Origin of the sequence: Spiroplasma endosymbiont of Lasioglossum villosulum, assembly GCF_964020195.1 — a bacterium.
Taxonomy (GTDB): Bacteria; Bacillota_I; Bacilli_A; order Mycoplasmatales; family VBWQ01; genus Spiroplasma_E; species Spiroplasma_E ixodetis_A.
Genome location: NZ_OZ026539.1, coordinates 1,027,851 through 1,040,083, shown reverse-complemented (window position 1 = coordinate 1,040,083; position 12,233 = coordinate 1,027,851). Strand labels below are relative to the sequence as shown.

Here is a 12,233-nt window from a genome sequence, read left to right as displayed (position 1 = left end):
TCCTAACTAACAATTTTTCGATTATACATTAAATAAGAAAGTAAGAATAAAAAGATAGAAAATCCACAATATATTTCAAGAACTGATTGATTATTTTGAAAATAATCAATGTTATCAGTTTTTATTTTTTTATTATTTAGTGTTAGTTTAAAATCAGGATAACTAAATAAAGTATTTTTTTGTGTATCAAAATCGATACTAGATGTTGCATAAGGTTCAAATCAAAAATCACCATAGTAGTCCATAAAATAAGTTCAAATTTGATTTCAATGTTCAATAAAATTTATTGCATTGATAAATTGATAACTATTTGCAATACTAATGTAATTTTTATAATTTTTATCATTAGTAACAGAATTATTAGTAATCTGACGATAAGTATGAATTTGATTATAAATATATTCTTCGGTTGTTCTAACTAAAAAATAAACAGGATTATAAAAAATTTTATTAAATTCATTACGAAAATCAAATTTATATGCATATGTATCAATAAAAATATTTTTAATTTCCTTGGGTGATAGTGGAACGGGTTTTTCTAATATTGGACCTGTAATTTGTATATAAGTATTATTAATATCAGTATCGTATGTTAATAGTGAAGGTGCTTTACCACTTTGCAGATCCATAAATGAATCAATATTATACTTTTTATCATAATCATTAATTATATTAATTAAGTCTTCTGTAATTTGATTATTATCAACATTATTTTTTAATTCATCTAAGTTTTTAAAATAACTATTAAAAGTAATTTTCATAAATATATCTTTATTTTGAAATTCAATTGGTTTTCAAGTGGTTGTTTTACCACTAAGAGTTTTAACAGTAGGATTTGTTTTAATAAATCCTAATTTTTGATAAAAATCAATACGCTTATTAATAACATTATTTTTTTTAATATCCTTTAATTCTTGATCACTAAGATTAGAATAAAAATCAAAAATAGCTTTTGTTAAATTTGGATATTTAATTAATCCTTTTTCTAAATTTTGTTTAAATAAAATTGCTTCTTTGATTTCACTAACAGTATATTGGATATTATTTTCAAAATTAATTTTAATAATGTCACTATTTATTTTGGTTAATGAGTAAGGCAAACCACCTAATAAAAATAGACTACAGAAAATAACAAAAATTAAAAAAACTGTTTGTGATGGAGTAAAAACTAACATTGTTACTACACCAACAGTAACTAAAACAGCAAATAAAGAGCAAAAGCCAAAAAACTTTAGGATAGTTAATACGTAAAAAGCTAAATAAGAAACTTTTATAATAATTCCACAAATCCCGCCAAATATTAATAAAGCAATAATATTTATGAAAATAAAAGTTAAACTCATAAAAAATAAAGCAGCGTATTGAGTTAAAATAATAACATTTCTTGTATAAGGTTTAGTAAGTAATAATAAGAAAGAACTATCTTCAAATTGAGTACCAAAAATTTTTATAGCATTTAATAAAATAAAAATAAATAAAAATATACTATAAAAAATCATAATATAATATTGTAAATCAATAATAAAATCTTCTATTGATAAATTTAAAAAAAACAAAACACTAATGCTCAATACCGAAATTACTATTGAAAATAAAAATAAAAATGCCGTAATAAAACTGTAACTAATTTTAATTATAATTAATCTAAATAACTTAAATCAACTTGCCTTTTTGGTTTTAGTTTTTTCTATAGTTTTCGTTGTGGTTTCTAGTAATCTGTCCATTATTTTTTCTCCTTTACATATTATCAATTATAATCAATTATTTTTTTTGTTTATAAAATATAATTTAATGAAAAAGAAAAATTATTTTTTATTAAACTGCATAAAAAAAGAAATATTATTTAAACATTTTAATTATAAGTAATAAAATTTAACAAATTTTGATATAAAAGATAATCTAATAATTATGATTACAATGCTTATTTTTTAATTATTAAATTAAACTTGATTTTTTATAAACTTATTAGTTTACTGAAATATTAAAGTTAATATATTCACAACATTTTAATTATAAATATTATAGAATATACTAAAACTTTAATAAAATATATTAAAAGAAATTTTAGGAGGGTACTAGAGTGAAGGGAATATTAAAATTATTAGCAATTTTTGGATTAACAGCACCATTAGCAGTAAATGTAGTGGCATGTGGAAATGGTAATAGTTCTGATACTGATGATGAAGTATCGGAAAATGCTGATGTACAAGAATTATTAAAAAAAGCTAAAGAGCAAATTAGTTTAGGACTTGCAAATTTAATTAGTGAATATAAGAATTTAACTTTTGAAGATGAATTTGGTGAATCTGGAAAAGATATTACTAATAATTTAAATAGTTTATCTAAAGATAGTGACACTCTGGTTGATAGTAAAATAAAAGATATATTTTTAACTAGGCTTCAAAAAGATATTACAAATCTTATTATTGAGGATTATTTATTACAACCATCTGATTTAAAACCATTATTTAATAATATAACTACTAGTGAAATTTTAAAAATTGATTTTAATGGAACAACAATGACAAATAAACAATTCAATTGAACTAAGGAAAAAGCTGATTTTGGTATTGAAAATTATGATCCAGCAACGTATAACATAACAATGTGATATAAACTTGCTGCAGACTTAAAATTAAAATTATCTTATAAAGATGAAAGTAACAAAAAGACAGAAATTGAAGTATCTAATATTTTTGATTTTAATTACGCTAATACTGGCGCTAATTTAAAGTCTTTAATTGAAGCTTCAACTGGTAATGTAACAAAAGTATTAAAAGATTTTATGATACAAATAGAAAGCACCACTACTGATAGTGAAAGTTTATTACAAAAAGCAAAAGAATTAATTACTAGAAAACTTAATAACAATAAAGTTAATATTACTAAAGTTGATATTAATGCTCAATCAGAAGTTCTTCAAAAAAATGATGTTTATGCTAGTGGTGATCATATGTATGAAGCGCTTACTAAATCTACAATTGATGAAGCAATTGATTCTTTGAAAAATTATTTATCACCAACAGCAACAGCTTTTTCAGATGAGATTACTAAGTGACTTGTTGGAAAACAAGGAGTGCCTGAAGAAAGTAAAAATAAAATTAATGCTTTTGGAAAAATCACTATTAGTGATTGAAGCATTTCAGGATTAAGATTAACGCCAATGACTTTAGATTTTATTAATATTAGCCCTAATCAAACGCAAGATGAATGAGCAGAGCAAACAGCAACAGCATTAGGTAAAATATTCTATACAAAAAGTGAATTTGCTAAAGGGCGTATTGATATCACTACTGATAATAATTTAACAATATATATGAATCCCGGAGATTTTGATAATTTTGTTCAAAATAATAAAACAATGAGTGATATTAGTGACTATATTAGTTCAAAAATAAGTTCTAAAGCTACAACCAAAAATCTTATTAAAGGTAATATTTCAGTTACTTTAAATGGTCTTTGAAAAGGAGAAAAAAATCCAACTTTAAGTGATAGAACTAGTGTGGAAAAAGTAGATGATAATACATTTAAAGTTAAAAGAAATGCGGGTGGTATGCATGGTTATAATTATTTAACTATTCGTTATGCAAACACTAATTTTTTAATTGGAATGATTAAGAATCATAAAAATAATCATATTTTATTTGATAATTGAATTATTAAAAAAGCAGATACTGATGTTTGATAATTTATATTATTTTTCAAAATTTTTTGTTATGATAAAAAATTTCTAATATAATTTAAATTTTTAATTTTAATAAATTTAAAAATTTGTATAGTATTTTAATTATTATTTTTATATTTTCATTTCTATAAATTTATCTTTACATTTAATTAAAAATAGTGTATTATATTTAAGTTGTTGATTAATTCGCAATTTTCTTTTAAGATATGATTGATAAAAAAATATCAAAAAAGTTGTTAATGATGTCAAAGAAATAAATAATATCATGAAATTATTTGACAACTTTTAATTTTAGAAAAATTAGATGAATTAATACTTTAAAATGTAAGTAAGTATATTATATATAAATAATAAATAAAACTAATCATTTTTTAAAATAATCCTCTTTTAGAGGTTATTTTTCAGGTTATAATTATCATTTTTTCTAAATTTATTCAAAATTTATTTTTAAGGAGAAATATATGAGTTTTACAGAACTAAATTTAAAACAAGAATTAACTGCTGCTATTGCTAAATGGGGTTATACTACCCCAACACCAATTCAAAAGAAGACAATTCCAGTTTCTTTACAAAAAAAAGATATTATTGGAAAAAGTCATACCGGAACCGGAAAAACTGCTGCCTTTGTCTTACCTATATTACATAATTTAGATATAAAATTATATCGTAATCAAGCCATTATTGTTTGTCCAACTAGAGAATTGGCAATCCAAGTTGCTAAACAAGTAAAAAAATATGCTTATTTTTTAAATGGCGTTAATGTTGTTTTATTATGCGGTGGTGTTAATATTAGAAATCAATTATATGATTTAAGAACTAGTAACATAGTTGTTGGAACACCAGGAAGAATTACTGATCATATTAATCGTGGCAGTTTAAGATTAAATTCAATTAAAACATTAGTTTTAGATGAAGCAGATGAAATGTTAAAAATGGGATTTAAAAAAGATATTGATTTCTTATTTGAAAATTCACCTCAAAATATTCAAACTGTTCTTTTTTCAGCGACAATGTCAAAACCAGTTTTAAAAATTGCTGATGATTATCAAAATAATCCAGTTAGTATTAGTGTTGAAGATGAAAGTCAAAAATTACAACAAGCAAATATTAAACAATATTATTTTGATTGTCGTAATATAACAAAAGAAACTGCATTAGTTGCTTTATATCAAAAATTACAACCACAATTAAGTATTGTTTTTTCAAATACAAAAGCTTTTACTAACAAAATCGCACAATTATTAGAACAAAATAATATTAAATGTGCTGTTATTAACGGTGATAAAAGTCAAAGAGAACGTATGGAAGCAATGAGACAATTTAAAAATGGTAAGGTTAAAGTACTAATTGCTACTGATGTTGTTGCTAGAGGAATTGACATTAATGGTATTGATTATGTTTTTAATTATGATATTCCACGCGAATATGAGTATTATACTCATCGTATTGGTAGAACAGCTCGTGCTGGAGCACAAGGCACTGCTATTACTTTAGTAAGTAATAGAGTTCAATATAATGAAATTCAAGAAATTCAATATTATCAAAATCACGAAATTACTTTACTAGATACTACAGGTTGAGATTTACCTAAAAATGTTGTTAAAGTACCGACTAAATTAAATTTTTCATCTCATAACAATAGAAATGATTTTAAACGTAATGTTGATAATAATTCAAATTGAAAAAGAAAACCAAAATATTAAAATTATTCATTTTTATAAAAAAATCACTTAATTATTAAGTGATTTTTTCTTTAAATATTATTTTTATAAAGTTTTTTTATTTTCATTTTTTTTCTTATTTTCGATTTCTTGTTGTTGTCTTTCTTTTTCAGCTTTTTCAGATTCTTTTTTTAATTTATTAGCTGCAATTTTTTCTTTTATTCTTGCTATTTCTTTTTCTCTTTTATTTTTTTCATCCATAAAAATCCCTTTCTCACTATTTTTTTTGGCATATTTATTCTTATATATCTAAAATATCCAAAATTAGTGTACATTTTTTAGAAAAAAAATAAATATAAAATATTAAAAAAGTCACTCTTTTTAAAAGAGTGACTAAAAATTAAATTTAAATAGTGCTTTTAATTGAATGACATTGGATGGTATATTCCTGTACTTGTTGATGGTTGGTTATTTATATCATTTGCAAATTGATATGGATTGTCAATAGGAAATTCTTCTATTGATGTTTCGTCATCAGTTTCTTTTTCATTTGATGATTTTTCTGATTCTATTTGTTGTGATAAAACTTCTTCAATACCAGAATCTTCAAATTCTTCTTCCTGATATTTTTTAAACAATTCATCAAGAGTTGTGAATTTCCCATTGTTTTCTAATTTTTCTAAATGTTTTTCAAGAAAAACTGCTTCTTTTTTAGTAAATCCACAACAACTAGTTAATATTTCTGTGATTTTTTTTATAGTTATTGGTTGATTAAATACATCTTTATAAAAATCAGAAATAGCAAAAGCAATCATATCAATTGCTGTTACACCAATTGAAAATCCTAATGTTGTTCATCTAACAAATTTTTCATAAAATAATTTTGTGGCTTTTTGAAATCCATATTCAGTAACTAATGCAGCTTCTGTTTTAACAGCATTAACAGTACAAGTGACTGATAAAAATAAAGGGATTGCCATTAATATTTTTTTATATCTAGTTTGTTTTTCAACTCATTTTGAAAGTTTTTCAGAACAAAGATTAGTTGGAATTCCTAAGTTTGTTAAACCCGATTTAAAAATATTATTAATTGGTCTCATAACGAAATAACGACTTATATTTGCTGCTAAAGCACCTGTAGTAAAAATGTCTTTCGTGATTCAATCATGTAAATTAAAATCTTCTTTAGAAGTATTTTCTGATGAACCAGTTAGAATAATATGACTACCTGCCCATGTTAGTGTTTCTAAAGTTAAATTAACTAAAAGATTACGTCCTCAATTAGTTACTAATGCTATTGGTTTATTATTTTGTTGTTCCATAGTTTTAATTGTTTTATTTGCTAAAGATATTACTTGTTTAATTTCAATATCATTATTAGCATTATTATTTTCTGTTTGTGAATTAATAATTAGTTTTTTAATTCGTTCAATTTCTTTTTTAAAATTTGGATGATATTCAAATTCTGTTTCTACACAATTTTCAATTTGATTAAATTTCTGTATTAAATCATTAAGTATGGAAATATTTGAAAAATATTTCATTAATTTTTGATGATCTTCTTCAAATAAAAGTGTTTCAAATATTTCTTTATATTTTTCAAAGTCACTGGTATTAAATTGATTGATTTCAATGGGATTTGTTTTGTTTTTTTTATTAAAAAAAACATCTCGTGATCAACTTGAAGCTGCTGAAGTGAAAAATGTGCCAAGTGCAGTATCAAGTAATACCATAACATAATTTTGTCAATTTCAAAATATAGCATCAATATAATCTTGGGATGTGTGTTCTTTACCATCAATGGGAAAATTAGAAACTACTCTTTGTAAATTTTTACCAGTAAGTCCAATATAAATTTCTAATAATCCTAAAAATTTATATGCAATATTTCTTATTATTCCTGGTTTTGTTTGATCAATAAAATTTTGTATTATTGTTAAATATTTATATAATTTTAATAAAACATTTAAATCTCTATTATTAGAATTTTCTTTAAATAATTTTAATTGTTCATTAAGTGCGTTGGTATTTGTTATAAATTTATTAAGATTATTAATAGTTTTTATAGTAATATTTTCTAAGAATTGATTTTCGGGTGATAATTTTCTTTCTTTTTTTTGAAAAGTTTTTAAATCTAAATTATCATCAATATATTTATCAATATCATTGTATTCTTTTTTATATATTTCTATTGTATTTCTATTAAAGTTTATTTTTAATAATTCTAAAATCACTATAATTACTGTTCAATTTTTTTCAACAAATGTTAGTTTTTGTCAGTATTGATTGTTATTAATGGTAATAGTGCTTTCATTAAAAAAAGTTAAACTATCAAAGTTATTTTTAATTTGGGTTTCATATTTTCAATTTCCATTATCATTGAGTTTTTTTTGTGTTGTTCCTCCATAGCGACTACTACAATTTATTCAATTATTTTCTTCACTATCTTCTATTTCGATAATTGTACTTGAATTATTAAGACTTTCAGTACTACTTGAATTACTATCATTTATAGAAGGTTGTTGATGAGTAATTCCATAATTACTATGTTTATTTTTTTCTAATAAAGGCTTTTTTTCTTCATTTGGCATTTTATTTTCTCCTTTAAGTATAAAAGTCCTATTTTGTTTATAAAAACAAAATAGGACTTAAAAATATATTTAAACATATATCTGATTTGGATTATATCATTTATTTAATAGTTTTTAAATAAAAAATATCTTTTTATATATAGTTAATAAAAATTAAGTTTTAATTATTTATTTAAAAAATTCAGTAAATGATTTTTTGCTATGACGTTCAAGAAATTTATTAAATTCAATTGTTTTTTCATTTTTAATTTTTTCTAAAAATACATTAACTTCTTTTCCAGTACCTAATGGAATTGTATTAGTGTCAATACCTTTTATTTTTTTAATTTCTTCTAAAAATAAATAACGACTAATAATAGTACTACAAGCGATAGCTAAATACTTACTTTCTGCATTAGTAACAAATTGAACTTTATCTTTAATAATTTTATTACGATTATCTTTCATATTTTCAATGTATTTGTAATATGTATCTTCATTAATATATTGATCAATAACTATAGTATCATATTGAATTCTATGTTGTAACATACGAACTAATGCTTGATTTTCTCCTCAGGTTTTAATAATATTGGGGCTATAACCCGCATCAATTCATTGATTATATTTACGATTGTTAATGATTACTGACTCAAAAATAATTGTTTTCATAATATCTTGTGCTAATTCAATAAATTTACTTTGTGATAAGTCTTTATAATCGCGAATGTTAAGTAAACGTAATTTTTCTAAATTACCTGAACCAATATAAGAACTAATAATAACAAGTGGACCAAAAAAATTATTAATACCAAATTCAGCATTGCCAATGACTGGTGATTGATTTTCATCAAGTTGATTTCAAATACTGCGATATTCTGCAATAATATCCTCTTTAGTACCTTTAAAAATAACTTTTTCTTGATAAATTTCAATTGTTATATTATGATATTGAAATAATTCATAACTACTATTTTTATTATCAACTTTATAGTTTTGGTAGTGTTCTTTAATTAATGATTTTTGTTTTTGATTTAAGTAAAATGTCATTAATATATCACCATCTTTTCAAAATTTATTTGATTTATTGAAATTAATATCACACTTTCTTTCATATTAATTATATAATAAAAACAAGGATTTTAGGGTTTTAACCTTTTATTTTATATAAGGAGTTAACAATGCGTAGTGTAGGTATAGATATTATTGAAGTAAATCGAATAGAAAATATTGAAGAACTTGCTAAAAGAATTTTAAGTAAAAAAGAAATTATACTTTTTAATCAATATTCTTTACAACGTCAACAGGAATTTTTGGCAGGAAGATGAGCATTAAAAGAAGCAATTTTTAAGGCATTACCACAAGAAAAGTTAACATTTAAAAATATTGATATTAGCTATAATCAATATAATCAACCAATAACTATCATTAAGAATTATCAATTACTTTTATCTTTATCACATAATGAAACTAATGCAATTGCAATTGTAATTGTTATTTAATAAAAAGAAAGTAAGGTGTTTTATTAAAATGTATATGATTGATTTAATTTCTAAAAAGAAATTAGGACAAAGTTTAAATAAAGAAGAACTAAAATTTTTAACAGAAGGTATTGCCAATGAAACAATACCAGACTATCAAATTAGTGCTTGAGCAATGGCTGTTTATTTTCAGGGAATGACTAATGATGAATTAGTAGAATATACAAAAGCTATTATTAATAGTGGTGAAACCATGGATTTATCACAAATTACTGGTTTTAGTATTGATAAACATTCAACTGGTGGTGTTGGTGATAAAACTAGTTTAGTATTTGGTCCAATAGCTGCTGCTTGTGGATTAAAGGTTGCAAAAATTTCTGGAAGAGGATTGGGTATTACTGGTGGTACTATTGATAAACTGGAAATAATTCCAAATTTTAAATGTGATTTAGCAATATCAGATTTTATTAAAGTTGTTAATAAAGTTGGTATGAGTATTATTAGTCAAACTAGTAATTTAGTGCCTGCTGATAAAAAATTATATGCATTACGTGATGTTTCAGGAACAGTTGATTCATTACCATTAATTGCTGCTAGTGTTATGTCTAAAAAAATAGCAATGGGCGCTGATTTAATTTTACTAGACATTAAATGTGGAAAAGGTGCCTTTGTTCAGGATATAGTAACTGCAAGAGAGTTAGCAAAATTAATGGTACATATTGGTAAAGCTTTTAATAAAAAAATTTATGCTATTATTAGTGATATGAATAAGCCTTTAGGACGAACAATTGGTAATGCACTAGAATTACAAGAAGTTATTTTAAGTTTAAAAAATAAAGGACCAGAAGATTTGAAAATCCTTGTTAGTAATTTAGTAGCTTTAGCCTTATTGGGAGCTAAAAAGGTAAAAACCTTAAAAGAGGGTATTGATAAAGTTAATGCTATGTTTACTAGTGAAAAACCACTACAAATTTTTTATGATTTTATTAAAAGTCAAGGTGGAGATACTAAATATCTTGATAATATTGATAAATTACCACCAGCTAAATATATTATTAAAGTTAAGGCGCAATTATCGGGCTATTTAGATTTTACTAATAATTATGCTTTAGGTGAATTATCAGTAATATTAGGAGCAGGAAGAACTACGAAAACTGATATTATTGATCCGGTGGCAGGAATTTATTTAAAACAAATTCATGGTCAAAAAGTTGAAAAAAATAGTGTAATTATGGAACTCCATACTAATAAAGATCAACATTTCCATCAACAATTTTTAGATTTGGCAATTTCTATATTTCAGATTACTAATAAAAAATACGATATTAAACCAATAATTTTAGAAATAATAATGTAATTTAGTTTAAAATTGTTTATAATGTTACAGTATTTTAAAAATATTAATTAAATGAAATGATAAGGAGCGTTTTTGTGAAATCTTTATTAAAATTACTGGGCACACTTGCTTTAGCAACAACACCAGTTGTAACAGTTGTTGCTTGTGGTAGTGAAAATAATCAAATGACTCCAAGGGATATTCTTAATTTTGCTGCCTCTTTTGTTACTGATAGTAGTGTGCAAATTAAGGCTGATCTTAATTTATCAGATGATACCAATATAGGAGAAATGAAAGGTAAAATTTTTAGCAAATTAGATACTTCTGTGCAAACAGCTATTGGTAACTTTTTCTCTAGTAAACTTAAAGAAAGTACCAATGAACATCCAGCAAATTGATATCACCCTGATGCACATGTCAAAATTATGGACTATGTTCCAAAAAAAGATAATGATAATGATGAAAAAGAAAAACCTAAGTTTGTTTTACCAACTGGTAGTGAATTAGTCAATGGTCATTTATGAGTAAAAGCGGAAATCTCTTATTTAGATTTACCATCAGTTACTAAAGATATTAAAATTACAATTAATAATGATACAAGTCATACTAGTGATCAAAAAAAAGCTGATGCAATTAAAGATTTTATTAAAGAAGAAATTACTAAAGGTAATCTAAATATTAATGTTGAAAATTTACCAATAACTGGAAAAATTAAAGGAGCAGAAAAAGAAGAAAAAGAAGAAATTGCTAGAACTCAGTTATCATATATTAAACAAAATTTAAATGTTGCCATTAAAGATAAAGTTCAATATTCTGGTTTAAGTTTAAGTTTTGAATTTTCAGGTGATTTTTCAAATGTTCCTAAATCAACTTTATTTAAAATGACAGATCCAACGGTGACCAATAATGATGATAAATCAATTGTATTTAATGGTAATGTTAGTAATATTACTATTGATTTCTTAGTTGGTAATGATAGTAAATCTATTTTTAATACTGGTGATATTGAAAGTACTACTGCTATTAAGATTAACCAAACTTTTGTTGATGCAACAACACAAATTTCAAAAATATTTTCTGAATGAACAGTTGATGCAGTAAAGGAATTACCAAATGCTTCAGAAAGTTTTTCAGATTATAAGGAAATGAATAATATAAAAGAACAAGTTATAACAAAGGGTTATTTTGCTAATATTAATAAAATTTATAGTATTCTTGCTTCCAAATGAAATGATAGTCTAATAACTATTACTAATCCCGAAAGTGGATTTAATTTTAATCCTAACGAAAAAAATGGTTATTTTAATTTAAACTTTAAATTAGAATATGACCTAAGTAAAGGCTTTCCAGATATAAAGACATCTTCAAAATTTGAAATAAATGTTGAAAATATTCATATTACGTTACGTGAAGTTAAATAATAATATTTAAATATATAATAACTTTTAAAACTTATTTTAATCATTAAAAAATTAAAAATAAGTTTTTTTATTTATTAAA

The 12,233-nt window shown here is 23.2% G+C and carries 9 protein-coding genes; 5 read left to right on the top strand and 4 right to left on the bottom strand.

Going from position 1 to position 12,233, the window contains the following annotated elements; genetic code table 4:
• Positions 1-2: 2 nt before the first annotated feature.
• Positions 3-1,724, bottom strand: coding sequence for a hypothetical protein (locus AACK81_RS05930; protein ID WP_338960558.1), 1,722 nt, complete (start codon positions 1,722-1,724; stop codon positions 3-5).
• A gap of 356 nt (positions 1,725-2,080) precedes the next feature.
• Between AACK81_RS05930 and AACK81_RS05925 the strand changes: the two genes are divergently transcribed.
• On the top strand, positions 2,081-3,688 hold the full coding sequence (locus AACK81_RS05925) for a hypothetical protein (protein WP_338960555.1): 1,608 nt from the start codon (positions 2,081-2,083) through the stop codon (positions 3,686-3,688).
• Between the two features lie 458 nt (positions 3,689-4,146).
• Positions 4,147-5,388, top strand: a complete 1,242-nt coding sequence (locus AACK81_RS05920) for a DEAD/DEAH box helicase (RefSeq protein WP_338960553.1) — start codon at positions 4,147-4,149, stop codon at positions 5,386-5,388.
• Positions 5,389-5,451: 63 nt separating this feature from the next.
• On the opposite strand, the gene AACK81_RS05915 is transcribed toward AACK81_RS05920, so the two are convergent.
• The 3 genes from AACK81_RS05915 to AACK81_RS05905 all read right to left on the bottom strand — a co-directional run bounded on the left by AACK81_RS05915 (position 5,452) and on the right by AACK81_RS05905 (position 8,966).
• The gene (locus AACK81_RS05915) at positions 5,452-5,607 is read right to left on the bottom strand and encodes a hypothetical protein (RefSeq protein ID WP_174479916.1); all 156 of its coding nucleotides are present in this window, start codon (positions 5,605-5,607) and stop codon (positions 5,452-5,454) included.
• 158 nt (positions 5,608-5,765) lie between these two features.
• Entirely contained in the window at positions 5,766-7,937 is a 2,172-nt protein-coding gene (locus AACK81_RS05910; RefSeq protein ID WP_338960550.1) for a hypothetical protein, read from the bottom strand.
• A gap of 168 nt (positions 7,938-8,105) precedes the next feature.
• The gene (locus tag AACK81_RS05905; RefSeq protein WP_281748449.1) at positions 8,106-8,966 is read right to left on the bottom strand and encodes a ribonuclease HIII; all 861 of its coding nucleotides are present in this window, start codon (positions 8,964-8,966) and stop codon (positions 8,106-8,108) included.
• Between the two features lie 131 nt (positions 8,967-9,097).
• Between AACK81_RS05905 and acpS the strand changes: the two genes are divergently transcribed.
• The 3 genes from acpS (at position 9,098) to AACK81_RS05890 (ending at position 12,154) form a co-directional block, all read left to right on the top strand.
• On the top strand, positions 9,098-9,418 hold the full coding sequence (acpS, locus tag AACK81_RS05900; protein WP_338960545.1) for a holo-ACP synthase: 321 nt from the start codon (positions 9,098-9,100) through the stop codon (positions 9,416-9,418).
• A 28-nt stretch (positions 9,419-9,446) separates the two neighbouring features.
• The gene (locus tag AACK81_RS05895; RefSeq protein ID WP_338960541.1) at positions 9,447-10,754 is read left to right on the top strand and encodes a thymidine phosphorylase; all 1,308 of its coding nucleotides are present in this window, start codon (positions 9,447-9,449) and stop codon (positions 10,752-10,754) included.
• 74 nt (positions 10,755-10,828) lie between these two features.
• Entirely contained in the window at positions 10,829-12,154 is a 1,326-nt protein-coding gene (locus AACK81_RS05890) for a hypothetical protein (RefSeq protein ID WP_338960538.1), read from the top strand.
• Positions 12,155-12,233: the final 79 nt, after the last annotated feature.